This window comes from Pseudoalteromonas sp. S16_S37 (genome assembly GCF_014694405.1).
Taxonomy (GTDB): domain Bacteria; phylum Pseudomonadota; class Gammaproteobacteria; order Enterobacterales; family Alteromonadaceae; genus Pseudoalteromonas.
Genome location: NZ_JAAUWV010000046.1, coordinates 16,286 through 41,044, shown reverse-complemented (window position 1 = coordinate 41,044; position 24,759 = coordinate 16,286). Strand labels below are relative to the sequence as shown.

Below are 24,759 nucleotides of genomic sequence, written 5' to 3'. Positions count from 1 at the left end.
TGTTCACTTGTTTGCTCAAAAGTAAGTTGGTGCTTTTCTTTATAGGCAAACACCCGTCGCCTGAAATCTAAACTATATGCCATTAGAGTATTATCGCACATTATGATTATTTAGCTATAGCTGTATACGGCTGTATGTTCGTTCTGGCAATCTTCATCGAAGGCCTGTTGAATTGCTTGATGTAACGACCCCTGATTACCTTTAACTGCCAGTAAATAATTAGCCTCTTTTTCTATGATTTTTTTGGCTATCTTGGTCTGGTATCCCATAGCATCTAATGTGACTAAATGACCTTTCAATTCAAGTAAATCCAGTAACTCGGGGATCGCAGTGATCTCATTGGATTTCGCATCTGTTTTAAGCTGTCCCATCACAACGCCGTTTTGCGATGCGAAGGCACTGACCATATGGATAGCCGACTTTCTGTCTGATGGATCATAAGAACGTCTCAGGGTTTTTCCATCAATGGCAATTACTTGGTTGTCAGTGAGAGTTTCGGTTTCTTTCATCCATTCTACAAAACACCTATGAAGTGCATCAGGATTAACACGACTGATAAGGCGTGCAATGGTGTCATGGACGGGAATGCCGTGTTCAAAAGAGGCATACTGCCGCAGCCACTCAAGCCTGCAATGGCCAAAGTCTTCAATATCTTCCCAGCCTTCACAACCAGCAATGATAGCCGTTACGGTGAGAAACAAGACGTCGTGTAAGGAATAAATAACTTTAATTTGCCGGCGAGGATCTTTTATTGATTCAAAGTGTTTAGTCAAAGCGGTCAGGCTCATAATTCTGAATTACTCAAAAAGAGAGTATACGATCATATTTGAAGCCTTAAGGCAAGATACACTGAGTTAATTGCTTAAAATACGTTCGCGATCTCACCCTGTGACCATGGTCCTATTGACACTTGGTACAAGGACAATGTTCTTCTCATTGGCGATGCAGCGCATGCTCCGTTACCAACATCTGGTCAAGGAGCCTGTCAGGCGCTGGAAGATGCGTGGCATTTGGCGAATTGCTTCAGCTCACATCCTTTTGACATTGCAGCTATATTTAAACAATTCAATACCCTACGCGTTGCAAAAACGACTAATATTACGATGATGGGTCGACAGCTTGCTAAATCAATATTCAACTCCACTCCTGATTATTGTAAACAGCGGAACGAACGCGCAAAAAACACTGATTTATCAGCTATGGTCAATGCTATGGCCAGTGGATTTGGTAGTGGTTTGCCACTTAATACGTGACAAACTACAGTAAATCGCAAGTACTACAGTTTGAGTGAGCTAAGACACTCGTTTTGGCTCACAATTGTAAATACGAGCGTTATAAGTCAAATAAGTCAAATACGTTATCCAAGCTACCAGCATAATTAAAAGATGGATAATGATTTTGCTGAATCCTCTCCGATAAATGACGAGCCATAGCCTTTACTGTTTTATTCTCTGCAAGTATAGCTTCTCCATGTATGAGCTCCTTTTTGAGATTTTCAATATGCGCTTCTAAACCTTCTGTTACAGCTTTTTTACTCCTTGCTGAAAATCGACGCCAAACAAGTACAGGAGGCTCATCACAAGTCTTTATTTTCTGATGCTCTAAATCAAGCTGATAAGCTTTTTGGCGAAGCATTTTTTCAAGTGCAGCTAAGGTTTTATTATCAAAGGTAAAGTCAGCATCTGCGACATAGTTTTGGTAAAGCCTGAGAATAGTTACTGCGTCATTATTTTCACGCGCAGCTAGTAATTGCTGCATAATTTCATGCTTTTCAGCTTTCTTGGATTCATTTACTTCTTTATCTGGGTGAAGAATACTAGCTAGGCGCTTATACATTTTATTTAGTTGGCTAGACTTAAAAAGCTTATCTAGTGTCTCCTCATCAGTTTGTTGTTTAAAAGCTTTTTGTTCAAAAAAGCTTTTAAACTCGTCTTGATGTTCAAATTCTTCATCTTCGTTGTCAAATGTATCTTGAGTACTCCTGCCGCCATTTACTTTTTCATAGCTGTCGCTGAGCTTCTTAATATGTGCTTCGAGCTGCGAAGGGTCTTGAGCTATGGCTCTCAGTTCATCTTCACTTAAATCTAACTGACCATGAAACATGCTATTCAACATTATTCTGAGTTGCTCTAAATCATTATCCGTGATTTCAACAGATGTAGATTGGTGATATGCCGTCAACGCATCCGAGAACTCTCCCCTTAACGAGACAGTATCAATATCATCTCCAAATGGGTGGTTTTCTAAATAGTCAATTTCCGAGTCTATCCACGCCATTAACTCTTCACGTTGGTTACTTGTTAAAGACTTTTTTGGAATAAAGGTCAACAAGTGTCTTATACTTCGAACTACCTGCTGTATCACATCTTTTTCATATGGTAGGACTGTTTCTTCGAAACTCCTGTACAATGTATTTATTTTATTCTTTAAATTTTCATTACGTTTCTCTTTTTTCTCTATCTTTTCCCATAACGATTTGAGGCTGTTAATGTTTTCAGCACTGTCATTTGATGCCGCTGAAAGTTTAATATGAATTTTTGCAAGTTTAGTAGGCATAGTTGTCTGCAGTTGAAGGGTTGAACTAATGAGCTAAGAATAACAAGTTAACATAAAGAGAGCGATTAAACATCTGTGTGCTGAATATGTTTGCAACTAGCTCACTAGAATTTAGTGGATCTCTGGCAATTAATTCGCAGACTGTTCTGCACAACTAAATCAGGACACTTTTCTTAAGGAATTTTGCTCAAAAAAACCACCCGTAGTATATCGAAATATTACGGGCGGTTATCGATTAGCAGGAGATCATGCTCAGTTACTTAGTAGCTTTGTATTTAAGCGTTACATTGGCATAAGGGAAGATACCTCTTAGACCAAAGTGCCAAGTACCTGCTTGTGGGTTTTCAAGAGAACAACTTTCTTCGCTGCCCCAAAGATATGGGCGACAGTCGTATTTGAAGAAATGAGTTTTCTTGTTGTGACGCACGTACAAGTCAGCTTCACCTTCACCGCTGATGCTTACTTCAAGGTTTTTATAACCTTCAGGTAGCTCAATTGAGAAGCGTTGCCACCAAAACCAACCGGCAAGATTGGTAAATTCACCTTCGATCACTTCTTGCTTTGCTTTAGTTTTAAGTTCAATCACGATAGGGTCGTGATCAGACGCGCGGTACGCATTGTCGGCATATAAACTTGCTAGGTGCTTGTCAGACTTGTATTCCATGTTGTAATCAAGTGCAACAGGCTCGTCGGCATTGATATGCCAATCAGCGATATCTACCACTTTTTCCATCATTGAAGAGCTGGCAAACGCATGATCTAGGCTACCAATGCGGCCTTGATATACATACGAGTAATCCGTTGTAGTTTGATGCAGCTGCTTTTTGATATCTTGATAGCCTTGCTCCACATAGGCGCGGATTGGGTCTTCTTGACCGTAGGCGTTCATATCACCAAGAATGATAGTATCCGGGTCGTCTTGACCAGTTGGTGACGTTGCTAACCAGCTTGATAGCGCTTTAACCGCATTAACACGTGTTAGGTTCCAACAGCCTTGGCCATCTTGTTGGTCTTGATCTAAACCTTCAGCCTTTGTACAGCTACCTTTTGAACGTAGGTGTGCAACTACTAAGTTAAAGGTTTCGTCGCTTTGCAGGTCAGTAAATGTTTGCATCACTGGTGGACGGTTACCGTAATCAAAAGGTACCGCTTCAGTAAATGCAGCCGTGCCCACTTCTTTTACCTTGTTGCTGCGATAAATGATGGCAGACATGATAGCATCGCCACCGACTTTTTCAGTGCCAAGGTTTACGTAGGCGTAAGTGTTTTGTGCATCTTGCGCATTAAGTGCAGCCGTTAAGTCTGCAATCGCGCTAAGCTCACCAAAGCCATCGTTTTCCATCTCTAGAATACCGAACAAGTCAGCATCTAACTTCAGCATTGCTGCAACTGTTTTGGCTTTTTGACGCTCAAACTCTTCAGGCTTATCAGCGCCACGAGGAGTCGGGAAGCCTGCACCTTGACCGTCACCGTTAAAATAGTTTAATACGTTAAAGCTTGCGATACGCAAATCTCCACGAGTTGTTACTTCAGGTGCATCGGTACGAGGGTTGGTTGCAACGAAACTTGGCTGCGTAGTTGGGTGAATTCGGTATTGGCTGAAACCATACCCTAATACACCTTGCACGCCAGTAACCGTGTCACCCAAACGTAGCGTGTTATAAGCATCAAGCTCAGGAGTTGGATATGGGATCACTTCTGGGTTTTGTGCTGAAGAGCCATCATCTAGTAAGATTTCTTTTTGCTTGTTTTGTGCTTCTACTGCGTTTGCGGCGTCACCTGGCAGGGCTACTTGTGTAGATTGATATAAGCGTTCAGTACCTAGGCGTATTTCACCATAGCGCTTTAAGCCATAGGTGTCGTTTACAACTAAGGCGTTGCTGATTTCAACAAGCATACCTTCAACAGACTCAAGGCCAGCTTCAAGCGGCAGTGTAACAGTAGTAGCAGGCACAGATGCGCTACCGCAAACTTTAACTGCACTTACTGAACTTAATTGAGTTTGCCCGTATTTCTCTTCTACTTTACCCGCAACTTTAACGATATCGCCGTTATTAACTTGAATGTCTTTGAAATATACAAAAATACCTTCAGAGGTTAATGGGTCGTTATCTTGATCTGCTAGCTCTTCTTGTAAGAAGAAGCCCTTAAGTTGCTCATCACCTTGTAGAGCAGAAGTAACAACACCTTGTACTTCGACAGTTTGACCAGCTAATGGACTAGCATCGTCAGCACCTTGTACTTGGCTAATTAATACATTGTTTGCATCACACACTAGATCTTCTGGTTCTGGCGGCAGCTCATCTGAGTGCTTACCAATGTTAGAAAAGTCGTCTTTGGCGTTGGCAATCCACTGTGTGGAAGGCACAAACTCATCACTGGCGTTTGCATCTCCCACCATAAATTGTGGTTTACGCACTAAACTCTTATCTTTTGTGTCTGCTTCGTCATCTGCCCAGCTGTAGCCTGGATCTACACCAATTTGACCTAAGCTATCAATGATGGTGCCAGCTTTAAGTAAAGCGATTGCATCATCACCGTTGAACCAGCTGCCGCTTGATAAAAGTTGTGCTTTTGCAGTTAGTTCTTCGCTTGCGCTAGCGTGCGCAATAACAAAAGTTGATTTTGACTCAAGGCTGCCTTCAAGTGTGATAGTACGACCAGCGTCAGTGCTACCGTTGAAGTAAAAATTCACCCCATAATCGGCTAAATTAACTGCTTGATCGCCCGTATTGTAAAGTTCTACAGCTTTGTTGTAGCTGCTGCCTTCTACATATTCAGAAATAATTAGCTCAGCATGAGCTGGTAAGCAAGCCGCTGAGATCAGGGTTGCAAGAATTGTTTTTTTTAACATTTTATTATAGTTCCCGTGTTTAGCACTAATCTAGCTCTTTGGCTAGATTTGGATATTCTACTCTAATTTTATTGCATTTGTGTTTAAAAAATTTCACTAATATAGGATTTTAGATGAATGAATGTAAATAAAGTCTTTTAATTACGCGAGTAATTAGTCGAGTAGAAAACACATGCTTAGTGACTATTTGGCAACTAAATAACCAATATAGTTAACATTTAATCGTTTTTTCGGGTAATTCTGGTGAAATTAGCTATGAAAGGACGCGGATGCGATCAGTGATTTATCGCATCCGTTTGAGTTTACAAGTATGCGTTAAACGCGACAGATACTTGGTTTCCTCTATCTAAGTAACCAAAGCGGTAGAAGTACTTATCAGACAAAAAGTATTTCGCTTCTAGCTGCAATTTAGAGTCATAAATACCCGCACCAAAGGCAAGTGTTTTGTCTACATAATAGTTAGCCATGATGTTGCGAACCGAACTGGCGTTTTGATAATCCTCATGCGAGGCATCGATAGTAAAAAACGAACCGCCTTCTAGCTTTTTAAAGTAACGAGTAGAAACCATCCAATTATCTGGTGCGTCTTGCACACCAACTGTTACACCTAGGTAGTCAGACTCGTTGAGTTGATGATTGTACTGCGCCTGAAACCAAGTTTTGTCAGAGTGGTCGTCTGAACGCAGAGTGCGCACTTGAAGTTTTAACATATCGTTATATAAATAACCAAAACCAATACTGTGGTTATCTTCTTTGCTTAGGTTTTCAACGCTCGCGTTGACAAAAAAGTTGTTGTAGAAAGCTTCGCCAGAAGCGCTAAAAAAGTTCTCAGCATCGTTGTCGGTATAGCTTAACGATACGTTAGAGTCAGTATCTAAATAGCCATAATCATCCCATATACCGGTATTTTGTTGCTCGGCAAAATAATATTTGCTGTTTAGGTATAATGAGTTAAAGCTACTTTCTTCTGTATGAGAATAGCTTGCGGAATTAAACCACTGTTTGTCGTTAGCTTGTACACTCGTTGCTAGTACGCTAAGTGGTAATAATAGAGCTGTCATAGGTAATAAGTAACGCATAATATTCCTTTGTATAATGGCGTTAAAATTAGAGCGCGAGTATAGCGCTCTACTTGCGCCGCTAAACTTATACAGAACATCCACTTAATACAAGGCAAAAAGGCAATATTTTGCGAAAATACACTTTAATATCATTGTAATAAACTCACTTGCTCTCAACTATGCTCAAAATATATCCTGTAAGTTGCTGACCAAATTGGATAATCAACATCCATCAGGTAACATACAAAGCGCTCAGCATCTAAATTAGCATAGTCGAGTAGATACCTTACTTTTGCTTGCATCTGCCTATCTTTGTTCAATAGGTTATGTGGGTTTTGCAAACTAATAATACTTAACTCAGGAAAATCGGGTAGGCGTTCCGTCCACATATCACTGGCGTTTAATTTGCCTTCTTCAACTTTTTGATTACCGTGGTAGCAGCCAACATTAACGTTGCTGCTTCTGTCTATGGCTTTGTCGACCAGCACCAGCAGAGTTAATCGTTTAGTAGGGTTTTTGATTGAAATACTCGTTGAGCTGCATTGGCTTTGGTGAGTCAAAGGGTTCACTAACTCATCTGGGTTATTAAAAATAAAGGTTGCATCAAATATTGGTGCATTAGGTAAGTCATCAAATACAATACCAGAGTTGCTAGGAGAATAGCTGCTATAAGCCTGCTCGAGTCCTTCTGTGGAAAACTCCTCAGCAATACCAATAGTAAATTCATCTGCTGATATTTTACTTGATTTTGAAAGCAGTTTTGGCTTTTTAAAATCACTTGGATGAGGATGCGTGTAAAATTGTACAAAAGGGGGCGCACCTCTTTGTCTTTTAACGCCTTTTTTGCTGATCAAAGCAATTTCTTGCAGAAAATCAGAATCAGGTTTTTGTAACGTTAATATATAGGTGCAAAAAACATGTTCAACACTAAAACCCAGCAAAGACTTGGCTGCATAATATAACTGTGCGCGTTTATCTTGTTGATGCGGAAGCTCATCCGTATTTGGTTCATGTAATTTTTTAAGTTGGCGCTTTAGATCTGCATGGCTGCTGGCATAGGTTTTTATACTTTCAGCAAATAGATGACACGCCTGACTCAGCTGTTGGTGGTTTGACTCGCTAATATGCGGCTGCAATTTGTTTATAAATTCCTCTAATGCTTTGATACCAGGTAATTGCAGTAGCACTTGATCACCTGTTGCTGCCTTTTTTGCGTTAAAAACACGCTGACTGTTTGAGCGGTGATAGTCTAAAAAATTAGTTAAGCCATTGATAGTATTAGCTGTTACTGGAAGTTCAGCAAAAATTGCATTGAGGTTTTTTTTCAGCCGTTCTCCTAATCTTGTAAGTTCACTGACGGTTTGCTGATTAAGTCCCATGATATCAAGCCCTTATTTTTAACTAAAAGTTAGATTACATGGGACTTAGTGGTTTTTAAAGTCCGGTTGAGAAATTAAAACCTAAGTTTATTGGCAAGTACCTACGCGAGTCCAAGGACCCCAAGGACCTGAAGCTTGAGGGTTTTCACCTTGTACCCACCAATTAGCACGATAAACAATGCCTTCTACTTGAGCAAGTTCGCCTTGTTGGTAGATTTTTGTCGCTGACCAAGTAGCCACACCGTTACAATTACCTGTATCGCCGCCAGACACTGACACTGATTTAGTTACAGTGGCAGTTTGATTATTGCTATCTGTGATAGATAGCGTTACTTGGTAGCTACCAGATTGAGCATAAGTGTGACTTGGTGAAAACGCACTGCTGCGGTTACCATCGCCGAAGTCCCAAAGTACTGAACTAATGTTACCAGCGCTACTGTTGTTAAAGCTTACGTTTAGACCATTTACGCTTGCACTAAAGTCTGCAACTGGCACTGAACTGTCGCCACATGCATTGCCTTTTTGCCATACGTTAGGGTAAAGATCTGGGCGTGCGCCTTGTGACCACCAAATAGCTTTATATTCGTAGCCATTGAAGCTTACTTTGTCGTTAAGGGCGTAAGATTTACTTGCACTCCAACTTTCAACGCCTGTGCAGCTGCCATTGTCATCACCAGTGGACACTTTAACTTGCTTAGATGTTGTATTAGTTTGACCTTTTGTATCGGTAACAGTTAGCTGTACGTTATATGTACCTGCTTCGCTGAATTGATAAGTTGGGTTTGCTTGTGATGACGTGCCGCCTTGGCGATCACCAAAGTTCCAACGATGGCTTTGTACGCCTTTGTCGTCACGTGATCGGTCAGTAAAGGTGACTGATAGTTGGTTAACTGTGAAATCAAAGTCTGCAACTGGTGCGCTGTCACCTGGATCAGTGCCGCCGATACCCGTTTTTGCTTTGATCCAATCTAGGTAGCTTGTTGTTCTTGTAAACGCTGAAGCACCTTGACATGCGATACCCCAACTTACAGTACCGATGCTATAAAAATCATTTCCTACACGAACAGCAAATGGACCACCACTGTCACCGTTACACGCAGAACGACCACCTTGACCACCGCCACAAATAACAGAGTTTGGAATACTGTAATTTAGCTGGCTACTACAGCTTGAATTGCTGATAACGGGTAAGTCGACTTCACGCAATGTGTCACTTGGTCTACCTCTGTTAGAAGTAAGTCCCCAGCCTGAAACTGTTACATAATCACCAACACTTGCATATTGTTGTTCAATGTCGGCAGTTGCTAATTTGGCAGGCGTATGTTGACTACTTGCAGGGGATGCTAAACGTAGTACAGCAATATCGTAACCTGCGCGAATACTCTGGGCACCGCGCCACTGTTCATGACTAATAATCTGAGATACACGTAATGTTTGTCCATCATTACGGCTAATCGAGTGAGCACCGACACGTACTGTTAAGCTACTGGTTGAGGCATTATCAACACAGTGCGCCGCTGTTAATACCCAATCTTGACTGATCAAAGTACCGCCACATCCCTGTTGACCATTCATCAACAGTGCTACTTGATAAGGTCTTGAGTGTGCGTCAGTTTCTGTTCCACCAACGATATTGATTTCAACATCAGGTGAAGTTGCAGGTTTTGCCATCAACAGGGGAGAGGCTAATGTGCTTAATATGGCTAACGTGATAGTTGTCATTTTGTTATTGTACATGTTGTATCCTTGTTGTTACTCGGTAGTGAGTAATCTAGGAATAATCTGAGATACATTTTTGATCAATAGCTAGTTTAAACTTTGTGCGAGGTATGACCAGTTGATTTGTACTTTCTAGTGGATAAATATTAAGCTAGATCAATAGGTTGATTGTACTGATTAGTTTACAAATACCATGTAAATGGATGTAAACAGAATGGTGTTTTGTGTTTTTTGGTTTCTTTTTGGAAACAAAAAATAAAGAATGACTCATTTATTTTAAAGTATGAGGGAAAAGTATTACGAATTTATTTAACAGCCTGAGCAAATTTACAGGTGGCCTTTATTTTTGTAGAAGTCGCTAGTTTATAAGTGCTTAAAATTAAACCTCTCTACACAGCCTAACCTATATATTCCTTTTAATTTCATTAATATAAATAAACTTAGTGACAAGCGCTTAAGCATTCACAATTTTAGCCTATTAGTAAAATAATTTAATAGAGTACGATATTTTTTCGACCAACCCCTTGATCTATATCAATAGTGTTCTAACGTTAATATTCACTAAAAATTAACATTGCAAAGGTATTAATCTATGAAACGTTACATATTTTCACTCATTATTGGTATTTCCTCTTTGTGTTGCACCGCCGCCCACAGCAGTGAAGAACTTGAGTATCCAGTGGTTTTAGTCCATGGCTTATTTGGCTTTGATAACCTATTGGGTGTTGACTATTTCTATCGCGTACCGTCCGTCATACGCCAAGAAGGGGGTAATGTGTACGTTGCGGAAGTATCTTCAGCGCATAACTCAGAATTACGCGGGGAGCAGCTACTTGAACAGGTTGCATTAGTGCGCGCGATAACTGGTAAAGACAAAGTTAACTTAATTGGTCATAGCCAAGGTGCACAAACCATTCGTTATGTCGCATCGGTTAAGCCACAGTGGGTTGCATCAGTAACCAGTATTGGTGGCGTCAATTGGGGTAGTCGTTTTGCCGATGTAGTAAGAGGCAGTGTGGATACTGGCTCTTTTTCAGAGCAGTTTTTGGCATCATTGGCAAATGACTTGGCTGGACTGATTGATTTATTATCAGGCAAGCCGAGCGCACCTAAAGATGCATTAGAAGCCTTATCAGCTTTGACCACACAAGGAACCCTTGCTTTTAATCAAAAGTATCCAGAAGGTGTTCCAAGCACTTATTGTGCTAACTCAAGTGCCTTGGCAAGCAACGGCGTATACTATTTTTCATGGAGCGGTTCTAAAGCTTGGACTAACGTATTTGACCCAGCGGATAACGCCTTAGCGCTATTTTCACAAGTGTTTGATGAACCAAATGATGGCTTAGTGTCGGCTTGCTCTAGTAATTTAGGGCAAGTGATTGGTAATCATTTTAAAATGAACCACCTTGATCAGGTTAACCAAACCATTGGTATCCATCATTTGTTTGAAACTGATCCGTTGACACTTTATCGCCAACATATTCGTAGGTTAAAGGATCTTAATCTATGAGTAAGCGGAGCCTGAAGATTATTACGCCAGTGATTGTTGCTGCAATCTTTGGCACCCTGATGTTGTATTTTCAGAGTCAGCAAAAGCAAAAAGAGGTTGCTCAGCAGAGCAAGCTGATATTGCCAGCTAAACCGGCTGACAAAGTAATTGCTCAGGCTCCGTTATCCCAATTACCTGATCATCAGGAACTAAAAAACTGCGATGATGTAACCGTTTTAGACAAGCACACGATAGACGACTGGTTGTTAACACTCCAAGATCAAGGACTACAATCACAATGGCAACAACATATTAGTAAACTAGAGGTGTGTTTACACCAATATGCGCAAGCTTATCTTGCTTATAAACAAGCGCTTACTGAAATTGATGAGAATCTAAATATATTTGAACGCCATGAGCTATTGATGACTTTGCAGCGCCAGTTCTTTTCACCACAGTTAATTGAACGTTGGTTTGCACAAGAAAACAACTGGAATGAGCATGCGTTACAGCGTTGGCAAATACTGGCAGATCAGAGGATCAATAGTGAGCAAAAGGAGCATTTAATCTCACAGCACATCAGTCAGCTACCCGACAAAGAGCGGCAACTTATTACGTCTAGCTTGGCGCTCACTACACTTTCCAAAAATTTTTTGCACAAAACGCCTAATGATTTGATAGCAAAATATGGTGAAGAAGCAGCGCAACGGCTTGTCGAATTGAAAGACAAGCAAATTAAATGGCAGCAGAAGTTGGTAAAATTCGAGCAACGAAGTTTAGATATTTTGGCCAACAACACTACCAAAAGTGAACAGCTTCAGGAGATAGAAAAACTAAAGCAAACTATGTTCGACAGCGCAGAACAAAAACGTCTTGTGTATGCACTCGCATTTCTCAAAAATAAAGGGGAACAGAAATAACTGACATGTGCAATACACGCTAGTACGAGCATAAACATTGCGTTCAATCAAATCATCTTTAATAATTTTAACTTAAAGTTAATATTTAACCACTTGCTAACCTTTTCATTCTTAGAATGATACTTATTACTTTAAGCTCGAAATGATTATGGAAGATGCAACCCTTAGATTCGATCGCTTGGCTAGAATATTACATTGGATCTCGGCAGTGGTGATATTGTGGGCAATGTTTTCTGGTTTATGTGTCAGTTTGTTATCTGCGCAGTATGTAGAGCAAACATATGTGATACAAGTTGCTAAACACTTCATCACGGATTTCAATGTATCGCTGACAATACTGTATATGCCTTTGTTTGTACTTCGTGCTATTCATGCGTTACGAACTAAAAAGCCTCACTATGGTGAAACGTTATCAACAGTGCAAATTAAGACGGCTAACCTTGCCCACATATGTATGTATATCTTGGTAGCAACCCTGCTGTGCTCAGGTTTACTTATGATGAACAGACCGTTTGGTGTTTTTGGATGGATAACGATGATGCCGATTATTACAGATCTTCAATGGTTGAATGTCTATTCTCGTATTCATCAATACAGTAGTTATGCTCTGTTAGTGTTCATTTTTTTACACCTAGGTGCATTGTTGAAGCATCAGTACTCAGGTAATCAAATTTTAAAAAGAATGCTCTAACTTTAGCTTGTTAACCAAATACTAGGACTTGTCAGCTCGATAGTGTTTGCCTTCTACAACACCGCACTGATGCGTGATAGTGTTATTGAATGTGACAGGTATAGTTTGTCCACAGGGGAGTTTATTGTAGTTTGGCGGTAAATTTGGTCCGCATTTTTGTACATCAAAATGCAAATGTGGACCACCACTTTGCCCTGTATTACCACTTAAGCCGATAACATCTCCCGCCGCTACTTTATCTCCCAATGAAACTAATGCACCTTGATGTGTTAGGTGAAAATAGCGAGCAATTGTGCCATCGTTGTGGCGTATAAAAACGTAATTCTCTTTAAGGTCTTCACCGTTATAATCTTCAAACTTTTCTTGAACTGCGACAACTTCACCGCTGCGAGAGGCAACGATCTTGGTGCCTATTGGCATATTGAAATCAATGGAGTACAAGCCAACGCCGTTGTTTGACTCTCTATAATGCCCTGTAGATACTTCAACCTTATAAGACTGACCAATTGTATAAGGTAATCTGTATGGTGAACTACTTTGTTCGCCGTAGGCTGAGCAATCTACAGGGGGATTAGTGCATGCAGCTGGCAGGGCAATAACAATGAGTACAAGTTTCAATAGCTGAGTTTTCATAACAAACAGTCCTGTGTTTTATTTTTAAAAACTTAGACGTAGCCAGTTCAAAAAGGGTTTAAAAACAATCCATTGTTTCTTTCCTATTAACCGGATTACTGTTGTTTTGTTCGATATTGAAACACTTCTTCAAGCGGCAAATTAAATACGGCAGCTATCTTAAAAGCGACTTCTAATGAAGGGGAGTACTTGTTTGCCTCGATAGCCATCACTGTTTGCCTTGTCACGCCTATGGCATCAGCTAATTGCTTTTGCGTCATCTCGTTGTTTAAAAACCGCAACGTACGAATTGAGTTGGTTATTTCAGCATCATCTTTTGCTTTATTCATAGATATCCCCAGTTCTACCTTTATAGAGCTGGGCTGCATAGTTTGCAATCTCGGCGAGCAAGAATGCGCCAACCATTACGTGCATAGGTAGGTGGGGAATGTTGTATTCAATGGCAGGTCCCCAACCGTTTGCTTCGGCTTGATATTGGAAAATGGCGATACAAATACCAGTTTGTAAAATGTGGGATTTGTATTTAAACCCAATTAAATTAATTTGTTTTTCTCTTACATCTAGCGGTTGGTTAAGTTCATCATCACTAATAAACGCTAATAACAAATAGCTCAAAATCATCAGTACGACCGAATATGTTAGCACTTCTAACAATAAACCTGATAGCCTCGACACAGATGCTAATTGCTCAGCACTCGCGTTGACTAAACGCTGTATGTAGAAATATGAAATATAAATACTCACTAACAAATCGATGGACAGAGTGAGTTCTCTAAAGCTGATACTTTGCAGAAATTCTTTTAGTTGTGTTACGCGAGTCATGCTTTCTTAACCTCAGGTAAAATATTTTTGACATCAACAAGCGTAAGGCGATTTATTGTCCATGTCAAAGATTTTTTACATAAGGTGTATTTTATTTAACTTGAGCTATGGTTCGACTATTTCTTTAATTGCGCGTGTAATGCATCAATTATCTGCGAGGTAGCTTTTTTATTTGCCATTTTTTCTTTTAATTGTAGCCATTTACGTTTCCAAAAACGCTTTTTAACTTTTTTAGTGCCTGATGCAGCACCGATATCGCTATCAAAGTCTAAGTCTTGCTCAATGTAGTATGGCATTAATGAGTAAACGGGTACTTCGGTTTCCCACACGTGTTGAAGATCGGTATCTACCGGACGTGCAAATCGCTCTGTTGCTGCAAGCAGCGCCTTGGCACCCTCATAGCTAATTGCTTGTGCACAACAACCTGTCATGGCCTTTTTGTGTACGACTAAGTTGAAGGTGTCATTAATCGGATGGGAAAAAGCGATAGGGCGTGTACGATTTTCATAAGCTGCAAGTTTTATCAACTGCCACTTCACAGGGAGTTGTTCAATTGTAGCAAATACATCGTGCAAATCACCGACCAGTCGAAAGTCATCTTCCATTACGATTGCATAGGGGTGTTTATTATCAACAATGGCTTGCCATGCCTTACGGTGGCTCATATAACAACCTATTTCGCCTTTGCTAAGCGGTCTATAAAATCGGTCTCTATTCAGTAATGGTTGATAATTCTTGATTAACTCGGTGTCGCTGAGCGTTTTACCATAAACCCCTGATATTCTCTCGAAGTCGATATTTTGTGCTTTCAACCGTGCACTGCTTTTTTCTAATCGCTCAGGACTTTGGTCTAAATTGATCAAATAGATAGGGGGCTGTTCGTTCATCATTTGCTGCTCTTTATAAGGCTGTCTTAAGCACGGTTTGAAGCAAGCATAAAACGTTGAATACAAAAAAGGTAGTACGTTTTACCACAGGGCGCTTGCGATTGATTTACAAGGATACCATGGTAAAACGTAAAGGCTAGTCTCAGCTTGGTTTATGACGACTTTCTAAACAATTAACGACCTCTTTTAAGCTACTGTTGCTGCGCTGCAATAAAACCAATAAGTGATAAAGTAAATCGGCGGACTCATTCACCAGTTCATCTTTGTCTTGTTTCATCGCTGCAAGCGCTACTTCAACGCCTTCTTCGCCCACTTTTTGGCAGCTTCTGCTAATGTCTTTGGCAAATAAGGAGGCTGTGTAACTGCTAGCAGGGTCATCATTTTTGCGGGCAACGATGACTTGTTCTAGTTGAGCTAAAAAGCTAGTAGCGGGTTTTGCATCGCCAAAACAGCTTTGCGTCCCTAAGTGACATGTTGGCCCATCTGGTGAAGCGAGGATTAAAATGGAGTCTTGATCGCAATCGGTGTGTGCACTTACGAGCTTTAATACGTTGTTAGACTCTTCACCCTTGGTCCAAAGCCTCTGTTTAGAACGAGAATAAAAAGTCACGAGTTGTTTTTCAAATGTTGCAGCAATCGCTGCATCATTCATAAAGCCTTGCATCAATATTTGACCCGTCGCCGCATCTTGTACAATCGCTGGCATCAACGGGCTTTTTACAAAATCGAGTTGTGATAGGTTATCTGGAGTTAGTTGCATAGTCGCACCGCCACTTGTTGTTCGTTCAAATAAATTTTTAGCTCGCCAATATCTATGATGTTTTTGTGAAAGACGCTTGCGGCCAATGCGCCATCAACCTGACTTTGCTTAAATACATCAGCGAAATCTTGCATGCTACCTGCACCCCCTGATGCGATTAGTGGAATATCGCACATACGCCTGATCAGGCTTAGTTGCGCGTTATCATAGCCTTTACGAACACCATCTTGGTTCATGCAGTTAAGTACGATTTCTCCTGCGCCAAGCTCTTGCACCATTTCTACCCATTGCTGTGTTTTGTAGCGAGTACGACTCGATGCATTGGGATCTCCAGTGAGTTGATAAACTAGGTAATCACCCGTGTTTTCATCATAAAAACTGTCTATACCAACTACTACACACTGTTTACCAAATTCATCGTGTAGTTCTTTAATTAGCTGCGGCCTTGCAATTGCTGGGCTGTTAATACTTATTTTGTCTGCGCCTTGTTCTAACACTTTAGCGGCATCAGCAACGGATTTAATGCCGCCAGCGACACAAAACGGAATATCGATATGTTTGGCGATATTATTGACCCAGTTAACATCCAATAAGCGTTTTTCAACACTTGCGCTTATCTCATAAAAGACCAACTCGTCAGCACCCGCTTCACTATACAGTTGTGCAAGTTCAAGAATATCGCCAACAACTTCGTGACCCTTGAATTTAACACCTTTAACCACTTGACCATTTTTGACATCTAAACAAGGGATTATGCGTTTTGATAACATGCCAACGCCTCCTCAACTGTAAATGCACCATCAAGTAGAGATTTGCCTAAAATAATGCCGCCAACGCCAATAACGCTGAGCTGTTTTATATCTTCTAACGAGCTTACGCCTCCAGATGCCTGAACTTTAATTTGGCTATTATGGGCAACCAACTGTTCATACAACTTGAAAGAAGGACCCGTCATGGTGCCGTCCTTACTTATGTCCGTACATAAAAAGTCAACTACACCAAGTGCAAAATAGAAATCCACTAACTCGAATAGATTGTCTTGGCCACCCGCTAGCCAGCCGTGGGTTGCGGTAGCCCAACCAGTTTCAGTTCTATTTACATCAAGTGCAATCACAAAGCGCTCGGCACCAAATTCTTGTATCCAAGTTGCAACCTCTTGTTGCTTATCAACCGCCATCGAGCCGATGACAACTTGGTTTGCACCGGCTTCTAGCCATTGCTTTACATCATCAAAACTGCGAATACCGCCGCCGACTTGATAAGGAACGTTCAAAGCTTTGGTGGCAGCTTGGATTTGTAGCCATTGTTTTTTTTGTGGATCGCGCGCGCCTTCTAAATCAACCAAGTGTAATTTATGAGCACCACTATTTTGATAGTCCTGTAATCGCTGACCAAGCTCAAAAGGATAAAATTGAGCGGTGTCATATTTGCCTTGATAAAGACGTACGATTTGATTTTGTAATACATCAAGTGCTGGAATGATCATGTGTATCCTTAGGGCAATTGCCAATCAATAAAGTTTTGTAACAGCTGTGCACCAACTTTGGCACTGCGCTCTGGGTGAAACTGCATACCCGCATAGTTATCTTGTGCAACAATGGCAGAAAATGCGTTGCCATATTCTCCTTGCGCCAATGTTGCCTCGTTTGGTGTATGCGCAAAGCTGTGTACAAAATACACTTGTTGTTGTTCACTAAGTCCTTTAGTCAGTGGATGTGTTTTTACTTCACATAAATTGTTCCAACCCATGTGAGGAGAGGTAAGCTCGCCTACTTCTAATAAGCCAACGTTACCTGGGATCATGCCTAAACATGAAACATCCCCTTCATCGGTGTGCTCGCAAAGCAGTTGCATACCTAAACAAATCCCCATAAGAGGCTTATCGTACTCGGCTATTGCTTGTTGCCACCCGCCTTGTTTTAAACGCTCCATGGCAACTTTGGCATGGCCAACACCGGGTAAAATCGCGCGGTCAAAATGAGCAAGTTGAGCGGGGTCTGTGATCACTTCAGGGGTTACACCTAAACGCTCAAATGCGAAGCGTACGGAGTTAATGTTGGCACAGCCGGTGTTAATTATGGCAATCATAAGCACCCCTTAGAGCTTGCGGTTTGCTGCTGTAAGTCTTGCGCAATCGCCATTCTGAGCGCACGAGCAAATGCCTTAAACAAGCCTTCCACTTGGTGGTGACAATTACCATCGGTCACTGAGAGGATCAAACTAACTTGGGCATTATCTGCAAGCGATTTGAAAAAATGCTCAACCATTTGTACGTCTAAGTCGCCGACCTTTTCGCGACTAAAGTTAGCGTTGAGTACAAAAGAGGCGCGGCCCGATAAATCTAACTGACACTCGGCTTTACACTCATCCATAGGAAGCGCGAAACCATAGCGTGCTATTTGTGATTTGGTGCCTAAAGCACGTTTTAATACTTGCCCAAGCGCAATGCCAACATCTTCTACTAGGTGGTGTTCGTCAATGTGCAAGTCGCCACTGGCTTTAATGTTTAAACCAATATTGGCATGGGTGCGAATTTGATCCAGCATGTGATCAAAAAAGCCAAGTCCGGTATTAATTTCACCGTTGGCGTTTTGATCCAAATTAGCACTGACGCAAATTTGTGTCTCTTTTGTATTGCGAGTTACGCTAGCACAGCGGTTTTGTGTAGTCAGCTGTGTGACAATCGCTGGCCAATCACCTTCATACAATATGCCCTGAATACATAAGCTCTCGGCAAGGCCGATGTCGGTTTGACGATCGCCAATCACATAAGAACGCTCTAAATCGACTTTGCCGGAACGCATTAGCTCTTTAAGCAGGCCTGTTTTTGGTTTTCTACACTGGCAATTGTCTTCATTAAAGTGTGGGCATATTAATACCTCATCAAATTTAATCCCTTGACTGGTAAATATTTCCATCATCTTGTTTTGTGCAATATCAAAATCAGCTGTCGGAAAGCTATCAGTGCCTAAACCATCTTGGTTAGAAACCATAACTAACTTATATCCTGCCGCTTGCAGCTGTAATAGTGCCGGGATCACGTTGGGTAATAGCACCAGCTTTTCAAGACTATCCACTTGCTTGTCGGTAATTGGTTCATCAATCAAAGTGCCATCACGGTCTATAAATAAATAGGGGTTACTCATGGTTGTTCCTTTAAAGCTCGTTGCCAAGTGCTTCAAGCCACAGCTTCACTTGTTCTAATTCTTGTTCATTACCAATTGATATTCTTAGCCAGTTATCTTGCTCGTACAGCGTGAACGGACGCATGATGAGACCACTTTTCATGGCCTTGTCTATATCGGCTTTGTCTTTGAGTTGCGCGGTGACAAAGTTACCTTGTCCATTCAAAACTTGGCTTACTGCGGTTGACGCGTCTAGCCATTGCAGTAACATTGCTTTGGCACGATTTAAAATCGTCACTTGTCTGCGCATTTGTGTGATTGCATCACTTTGCAGTGCTTGCTCGGCTATTGTTGCAACAACTCGAGATACGGGATAAGGCGCTATGACTTTACGCACTGGCGCTAATAACGCGGTGTTAGCTAACATAAAGCCTGTTCTGAGCCCTGCCAAAGCAAAGGCTTTAGATAAAGTTCTTAATACCACGATATTGGCAAAATCTTGTAATAGGGCCTTGGCGGTTTGTTGTGGACAAAACTCTATATAGGCCTCATCTACCACGACTATTGCTTTGTTCTCTAGCGCGTTAGCGATTGCAGATATTTTATTCAGATCAGTTAGGCTGCCTGTCGGGTTATTTGGGTTACAAATAAACACTAACTTGCTATTGCCAACCGCTGTCATAATCTGCTCAACACTCCCCTCAAGTAATAGCTCTTGAGTTAACGCGTTGATAGCGACATTGTGGCTATCTGCTGTCACTTTATACATGCCATACGTTGGCAAAAATAATGCAATACTGTCTTTGTCGCTTTTGCAGTAAGTACGTACTAAAAGCTCGATACCTTCATCCGCTCCACGAGTCATCAGCACTTGCTCAGCGCCAAGTCCTGCGTATTGCGCATAAGCGTTGATAACCTTTTCAGGTTGTGGGTCAGGGTAGCGGTTTAAATCAGACAAACTCAGTTCAAACGTTTTTGCATAAGGGCTCTCGTTGGCATTTAACCACGTTGAACCTGTGAGCTTTTGACTTTTTGCCGAGCTGTATGCGGTCAGCGCATTGATATTGTCTGGCAGAATATTGTTTGGAAATAATAGCTTAGTCATTTTTCATCGCCTCTAGACGAATTTTTACGGCATTAGCGTGTGCATCCAATCCTTCAGCGTCTGCTAAAGGCAAAATTGCACTGCTTAAGTTTTTCAGGCCCTGTGGCGTAATGCTTTGCACGGTATAGGTGCGATAAAAGTCTAATAAATTTAGGCTAGAATAGACTTTTGAGTAGCCATATGTAGGTAACACGTGGTTAGTCCCAGACGCATAATCCCCAGCAGATTCTGGCGTATAATCACCAACAAACACAGAGCCTGCGTTTTTAACTAGCGGTAGGTATGGCATCGCATCAGCAAGTTGTAAAATCAAATGCTCTGGCCCGTACTGCGCTGAGATATCAAACGCTTGCTCGATTGAATCAACCAATATCAGCGCACTGTTGGCCATAGCCGCCTGCGCAATATCACGTCGGGTCAGGGCTTGTAGTTGTGTATCAAGTGCGCGCTGTGTTTGCTCAATGATTGCTTCACTATTACACAGTAAAATAACCTGAGAATCGCTACCGTGCTCGGCTTGTGACAATAAGTCTGCTGCAATAAATTCTGGATTAGCACGTTCATCGGCAATAATAAGTACCTCAGAAGGGCCTGCAGGCATATCAATAGCAAAGCCTGTTTGCGATTGGCTTAGAAGCTGCTTTGCCATGGTAACGTAGCTATTTCCTGGACCAAAAACCTTGTTTACTTTAGGCACACTTTGCGTGCCGATCGCCATCGCTGCAATTGCCCCAGCGCCACCACTTTCAATCACTGTAGTTATACCGCATAGCTTGGCAGCATATAAAATGGCAGGTGCAATACGGCTATCGCCATTAACTGGGGTGCATAAAACCACAGTTGTTGCGCCACTTAATTGTGCGCAAACCCCTTGCATTAACACAGATGAAGGCAAAGGTGCGCTGCCACCGGGCACATATAAACCTATCGCATCGATAGCCTGATATTTAAGTTCACACTCAACGCCTGGACTGGTGGTAAGCTTAATGTCAGTTGGCTGCTGTGCTTGGTGAAAGGCTTTTACGTTCGCATAAGCCTGTTCGATTGCTTTTTTAAGCTCTGTACTGAGCTGTGCTGCACTGTTATCGATTTCATCTTGTGGCACAACCAAGCGCGGGTTCACTCTTTTATCGAATAGTTCAGCATATTTTAGTAGGGCAGAATCACCCTCAGATGCAACTTCTTCTATTATTTGCTGTACGCTGTTTTCGACTGTTTTACTGGCCATAACCGCAGGGCGTGTGAGTAACGTTTGCTGGGTTTGTGGGGTTTCCTCATTCCAACGGATCACGGGAATTACTCCATCATCTTTTCAATTGGCATCACAAGAATTGAGTTTGCACCTAAGGCTTTTAACTCTTCCATTGTTTCCCAAAACAAGGTTTCGGTGCTAACCATGTGCAGCGCAACATATTCGTCACTGCCTGCAAGCGCTAATAACGTGGGCTGGCCTGTGCCTGGCAGCAATTCGCAAATTTCATCGAGTTTATCTTTTGGCGCGTGCAGCATAATGTATTTACTTTCTTTGGCTTGTCTCACGCCCTTTAAACGCGGCATTAGTTTGTCAATAAGCGCGAGTTTGTTGCTGTCGGTTAGGTTGGGATTTTGAATTAAGCAGGCGTTTGATTCTAAAATAGTGTCGCCTTGCATTAAGCCGTTGGCCTCCAAAGTGGCTCCTGTTGATACCAAATCACAAATGGCATCAGCAAGACCCGCACGCGGTGCTACTTCAACCGAGCCCGTGAGCATTACCGCGCTGGCGTTGATATTTTCTCTTTGTAGATATTGCTTTAAAATTTCTGGGTAGGTGGTAGCGATGCGCTTGCCCTCAAACCAAGACTTATCTTGCGGACCAAGCTCTTGAGGCCATGCTAGTGCAAGACGACAGTAACCGAAATCTAGCTTAGAAAGCTTAATGACTTCTGCGTTTTGTGTTCCGCCGGCGCGTTCTGCTTGAGCTTCGACCAAAACATTTTCACCAACAATGCCCAAATCGCAAACGCCATCCATAACCAGACCTGGAATGTCGTCATCTCGTACTCTTAAAACGTCGATAGGCATATTGGTTGAGTGGGCAATGAGGCGCTGCTCACGAAGGTTGAGTTTTACCCCCAACTGCTTAAGTAGGTTTTGGCAATCTTTTGATAAGCGGCCTGATTTTTGTATTGCGATTCTTAATCTATTGCTGTTCATAATCTATTTTCCTTACGTTTAAAAAACAAAAAACCCCGAGGGGGAACCTCGGGGCGAAAATAAATTAAATTTTGTGCTGCTCGCCGGAGGTTCCTTTTAAGGGAATAACCCACCAGCGAAATACCTGACAGGTTATCCCGTTGAATGATGGTGATGATGTACTGCTGTCAGTGTATTGAACATGGTTAACTCGTTAAATATTAGTTATGCTGTATTTGTATATCTAGAAAAACACAAAAAGGTAAAAGTGTGCAAGCACTTTTTGTTGATTTCTAAAGCATATCTTATAACTGCCGATAATATAGGTAGATTTTAAAGGTGAGGGCATTGATTATGGATGCACTAAAACCATTTCTAACTAATATCGTGAGGTTAGAAGTTGAACACAAACCGCTGTTTTACATTGCTGGTGTAAAAGATGGTTTAGTATCAAAAGTAAAGTTACGTCGAGAGTTGCTTGAGCAGCAACGTAAAAAACTGCGAGAGCAAGAAATGGCGGAGCAGAAAAAAAATGCTAAAAGTGAAGAGCAAACAGAAGATGACGAGACGCATTTAGATACATGGGCTTGATACTATTTTAACTTATGCAGTTTCCTTGCTCTGGTGTACTTTACTCATTACAATCAAGGCAAATTTTTTAATTAAGCTGTATCTTGTCTATTCAACACGTTTTTTCTCAGCAAGGACCTCTTGCTCAGCACTTTAATGGCTATACGCCAAGGCAACCTCAAATTGAAATGGCGCTCGCTATCGAGAAAACCATTGTCGATAATGGTCAATGTGTGGTTGAAGCAGGGACGGGTACAGGTAAAACGTTTGCATATTTAGCCCCGCTACTGCTGAGTAAACAAAAATCGATTATCTCCACAGGGTCAAAAGCGCTTCAAGAGCAGCTTTATCACCGCGATTTACCGACCTTACAAAAAGCCTTGAAGGTGGGCAAAACCACAGCCATGCTTAAAGGGCGCGCAAACTATTTGTGTACCTACAGGTTATCGCAGCATGTTGCGCATGTGCCAAGTGACGACCCTGACATCATGCATCAACTAGCCATGGTTGCTAAGTTTGCTACCGAAACTGACAGTGGTGATTTGGCCGATTGTGTGGGCATTGAAGAAGACGCCAAAGTTTTACCTTATGTAAACTCCACCGCAGACAACTGCTTAGGTAAAGATTGCCCCGATTTCCAAAGCTGTTATATCCGAAAAGCTCGCTTAAAAGCGATGGAAGCTGATCTAGTGGTCATAAATCATCACTTATTTTTTGCTGACATGGCTGTAAAAGACTCTGGATTTGCTGAACTCATGCCAACGGCAGATAACTATGTTTTTGACGAAGCGCATCAACTTCCTCAGATAGCCAGCGATTACTTTGGTGAGTCTTTTAGTACTAAGCAACTTGGTGACCTAATCAACGACATTCGACTCATTTACCGCTCTGATATCCCTGATATGCTGCAACTTGGTAAAACCTTAAATAAGCTCGAAACCAGTGTTGCAGATTTAAGGATCTCTTTTGGTGTTGATGGTGGACGAGGAGACTGGCGTGCAGCGTTAGCAAACAAACAAGTTTGTGATGCGTTGCATAGGGTTATTAGTGACTTAGATTTTTTATATCAAGTCTTAAAAACTTGTTTAGACCGCAGTGATAAAATCGAACATCCGTTTGAGAGAGTGCTGAAGTTTAAAGGGCAGCTAGAACGTGCATTTGACGTTTCGCAAACAGGGTTTAGTTATTGGTTTGAAACGACTCGGCGCTATATTTCTATCCATATCACGCCTTTGGATGTATCGGGTAAGTTTCAAGAGATTGTTGAAAAAACCAAAGCCAGTTTTGTGTTTACGTCAGCCACTTTGTCTGTTGATGATTCTTTGGCGCATTTTAATGCCAGTCTTGGCCTAAAGCCTACGCATCAAAGCATCGTGGCAAGTCCGTTTGATTATCAACATCAAGCGTTACTGTGTTTGCCTCGTTATTTACCAGAAAGTCGTGACGATTTAATGCCACACACTTTGGTAAAAATTGCCAAGCAACTCATTAGCGCAGCAAAAGGACGGACGTTTTTATTATTCACCAGCTACCGCGTTATGCACCTTGTTTTTGAAGGGTTAAGTACAGCACTTGAGTATCCGGTTTTTATGCAAGGACAGTCATCAAAACGCATTATTTTGGAGCAGTTTGTGCGCCATGGTAATGCGGTGTTACTCGGTACAGCCTCTTTTTGGGAAGGTGTAGATGTACGCGGCGATGCACTTAGCTGCGTTATGATAGATAAGCTGCCCTTTACGTCGCCCGATGACCCACTATTACAAGCACGAATGAATGATGCTGAAATGCAGGGTAAAGAGCCTTTTTCTAGCATTCAATTACCGCAAGCGGTGATTAGTTTAAAGCAAGGGGTGGGGCGCCTTATTCGTGATAGTTCGGACAAAGGCGTACTGGTTATTTGCGATAATCGCTTAGTTACGCGAAAATACGGGCAAACATTTTTAAAAAGCTTACCAGCAATGAAGCGGACTCGTTGCTTGGAAACAGCCACTAAATTTCTTGAGAATATAAAATAGT

At 41.7% G+C, this 24,759-nt stretch carries 24 protein-coding genes; 6 read left to right on the top strand and 18 right to left on the bottom strand.

What is annotated here, in order from left to right:
* Positions 1–110: 110 nt before the first annotated feature.
* Positions 111–788 (bottom strand): ISAs1 family transposase, encoded by a 678-nt coding sequence (locus tag HC733_RS17010; RefSeq protein WP_238937594.1) that lies wholly within the window; start codon positions 786–788, stop codon positions 111–113.
* A 90-nt stretch (positions 789–878) separates the two neighbouring features.
* On the opposite strand from HC733_RS17010, the gene HC733_RS23430 reads away from it, so the two are divergent.
* On the top strand, positions 879–1,253 hold the full coding sequence (locus HC733_RS23430; RefSeq protein WP_190366208.1) for an FAD-dependent monooxygenase: 375 nt from the start codon (positions 879–881) through the stop codon (positions 1,251–1,253).
* A gap of 79 nt (positions 1,254–1,332) precedes the next feature.
* Here HC733_RS23430 and HC733_RS17000 read toward each other — a convergent pair whose 3' ends face one another.
* From HC733_RS17000 to HC733_RS16980, 5 genes are all read right to left on the bottom strand, one after another.
* The gene (locus tag HC733_RS17000) at positions 1,333–2,556 is read right to left on the bottom strand and encodes a hypothetical protein (RefSeq protein WP_190366203.1); all 1,224 of its coding nucleotides are present in this window, start codon (positions 2,554–2,556) and stop codon (positions 1,333–1,335) included.
* A gap of 256 nt (positions 2,557–2,812) precedes the next feature.
* Positions 2,813–5,410 (bottom strand): ExeM/NucH family extracellular endonuclease, encoded by a 2,598-nt coding sequence (locus HC733_RS16995; protein ID WP_190366202.1) that lies wholly within the window; start codon positions 5,408–5,410, stop codon positions 2,813–2,815.
* A 302-nt stretch (positions 5,411–5,712) separates the two neighbouring features.
* Positions 5,713–6,489 carry a putative porin gene (locus HC733_RS16990; RefSeq protein WP_190366201.1) on the bottom strand — a complete coding sequence of 259 codons (777 nt, stop codon included), beginning with the start codon at positions 6,487–6,489 and terminating at the stop codon, positions 5,713–5,715.
* Between the two features lie 155 nt (positions 6,490–6,644).
* The gene (locus HC733_RS16985) at positions 6,645–7,850 is read right to left on the bottom strand and encodes a hypothetical protein (protein ID WP_190366200.1); all 1,206 of its coding nucleotides are present in this window, start codon (positions 7,848–7,850) and stop codon (positions 6,645–6,647) included.
* Positions 7,851–7,937: 87 nt separating this feature from the next.
* Entirely contained in the window at positions 7,938–9,587 is a 1,650-nt protein-coding gene (locus HC733_RS16980) for a trypsin-like serine protease (RefSeq protein ID WP_190366199.1), read from the bottom strand.
* A gap of 574 nt (positions 9,588–10,161) precedes the next feature.
* On the opposite strand from HC733_RS16980, the gene HC733_RS16975 reads away from it, so the two are divergent.
* The 3 genes from HC733_RS16975 to HC733_RS16965 all read left to right on the top strand — a co-directional run bounded on the left by HC733_RS16975 (position 10,162) and on the right by HC733_RS16965 (position 12,669).
* Positions 10,162–11,079, top strand: a complete 918-nt coding sequence (locus HC733_RS16975) for an esterase/lipase family protein (RefSeq protein WP_190366198.1) — start codon at positions 10,162–10,164, stop codon at positions 11,077–11,079.
* Positions 11,076–11,978: a lipase chaperone family protein gene (locus HC733_RS16970; protein WP_190366197.1), complete on the top strand. Its 903-nt coding sequence runs from the start codon at positions 11,076–11,078 to the stop codon at positions 11,976–11,978. The genes HC733_RS16975 and HC733_RS16970 overlap by 4 nt, the downstream gene beginning before the upstream one ends.
* A gap of 148 nt (positions 11,979–12,126) precedes the next feature.
* Complete coding sequence (locus HC733_RS16965) at positions 12,127–12,669, top strand: cytochrome b/b6 domain-containing protein (RefSeq protein WP_190366196.1); 543 nt, start codon at positions 12,127–12,129, stop codon at positions 12,667–12,669.
* A 21-nt stretch (positions 12,670–12,690) separates the two neighbouring features.
* On the opposite strand, the gene HC733_RS16960 is transcribed toward HC733_RS16965, so the two are convergent.
* The 12 genes from HC733_RS16960 to hisG all read right to left on the bottom strand — a co-directional run bounded on the left by HC733_RS16960 (position 12,691) and on the right by hisG (position 22,197).
* Positions 12,691–13,302, bottom strand: coding sequence for a M23 family metallopeptidase (locus HC733_RS16960; protein ID WP_190366195.1), 612 nt, complete (start codon positions 13,300–13,302; stop codon positions 12,691–12,693).
* A 95-nt stretch (positions 13,303–13,397) separates the two neighbouring features.
* Positions 13,398–13,631, bottom strand: coding sequence for a helix-turn-helix transcriptional regulator (locus HC733_RS16955; RefSeq protein ID WP_190366194.1), 234 nt, complete (start codon positions 13,629–13,631; stop codon positions 13,398–13,400).
* The gene (locus HC733_RS16950; RefSeq protein ID WP_190366193.1) at positions 13,624–14,124 is read right to left on the bottom strand and encodes a hypothetical protein; all 501 of its coding nucleotides are present in this window, start codon (positions 14,122–14,124) and stop codon (positions 13,624–13,626) included. Before HC733_RS16950 ends, HC733_RS16955 begins: the two co-directional genes overlap by 8 nt.
* Positions 14,125–14,240: 116 nt before the next feature.
* Positions 14,241–15,014: a glycosyltransferase family 25 protein gene (locus HC733_RS16945; RefSeq protein ID WP_238937593.1), complete on the bottom strand. Its 774-nt coding sequence runs from the start codon at positions 15,012–15,014 to the stop codon at positions 14,241–14,243.
* A gap of 139 nt (positions 15,015–15,153) precedes the next feature.
* On the bottom strand, positions 15,154–15,771 hold the full coding sequence (gene hisIE, locus HC733_RS16940; protein ID WP_190366192.1) for a bifunctional phosphoribosyl-AMP cyclohydrolase/phosphoribosyl-ATP diphosphatase HisIE: 618 nt from the start codon (positions 15,769–15,771) through the stop codon (positions 15,154–15,156).
* A complete protein-coding gene (gene hisF / locus HC733_RS16935) occupies positions 15,762–16,541 on the bottom strand; it encodes an imidazole glycerol phosphate synthase subunit HisF (RefSeq protein WP_190366191.1) in 780 nt (259 codons plus the stop codon). The genes hisIE and hisF overlap by 10 nt, the downstream gene beginning before the upstream one ends.
* On the bottom strand, positions 16,523–17,257 hold the full coding sequence (locus tag HC733_RS16930; RefSeq protein WP_190366190.1) for a 1-(5-phosphoribosyl)-5-[(5-phosphoribosylamino)methylideneamino] imidazole-4-carboxamide isomerase: 735 nt from the start codon (positions 17,255–17,257) through the stop codon (positions 16,523–16,525). The genes hisF and HC733_RS16930 overlap by 19 nt, the downstream gene beginning before the upstream one ends.
* Before the next feature lie 8 nt (positions 17,258–17,265).
* On the bottom strand, positions 17,266–17,859 hold the full coding sequence (hisH, locus tag HC733_RS16925) for an imidazole glycerol phosphate synthase subunit HisH (protein WP_190366189.1): 594 nt from the start codon (positions 17,857–17,859) through the stop codon (positions 17,266–17,268).
* Positions 17,856–18,917 (bottom strand): bifunctional histidinol-phosphatase/imidazoleglycerol-phosphate dehydratase HisB, encoded by a 1,062-nt coding sequence (gene hisB, locus HC733_RS16920; protein WP_190366188.1) that lies wholly within the window; start codon positions 18,915–18,917, stop codon positions 17,856–17,858. The genes hisH and hisB overlap by 4 nt, the downstream gene beginning before the upstream one ends.
* A 10-nt stretch (positions 18,918–18,927) precedes the next feature.
* Positions 18,928–20,001 carry a histidinol-phosphate transaminase gene (gene hisC, locus HC733_RS16915; protein ID WP_190366187.1) on the bottom strand — a complete coding sequence of 358 codons (1,074 nt, stop codon included), beginning with the start codon at positions 19,999–20,001 and terminating at the stop codon, positions 18,928–18,930.
* Positions 19,994–21,292: a histidinol dehydrogenase gene (hisD, locus tag HC733_RS16910; protein ID WP_190366186.1), complete on the bottom strand. Its 1,299-nt coding sequence runs from the start codon at positions 21,290–21,292 to the stop codon at positions 19,994–19,996. Before hisD ends, hisC begins: the two co-directional genes overlap by 8 nt.
* 5 nt (positions 21,293–21,297) lie before the next feature.
* Positions 21,298–22,197, bottom strand: coding sequence for an ATP phosphoribosyltransferase (gene hisG / locus HC733_RS16905; protein ID WP_190366206.1), 900 nt, complete (start codon positions 22,195–22,197; stop codon positions 21,298–21,300).
* 330 nt (positions 22,198–22,527) lie between these two features.
* On the opposite strand from hisG, the gene HC733_RS16900 reads away from it, so the two are divergent.
* The gene (locus tag HC733_RS16900; RefSeq protein ID WP_190366185.1) at positions 22,528–22,764 is read left to right on the top strand and encodes a hypothetical protein; all 237 of its coding nucleotides are present in this window, start codon (positions 22,528–22,530) and stop codon (positions 22,762–22,764) included.
* 167 nt (positions 22,765–22,931) lie between these two features.
* Complete coding sequence (locus tag HC733_RS16895; protein ID WP_238937595.1) at positions 22,932–24,758, top strand: ATP-dependent DNA helicase; 1,827 nt, start codon at positions 22,932–22,934, stop codon at positions 24,756–24,758.
* The last annotated feature ends 1 nt before the right edge of the window (position 24,759 follow it).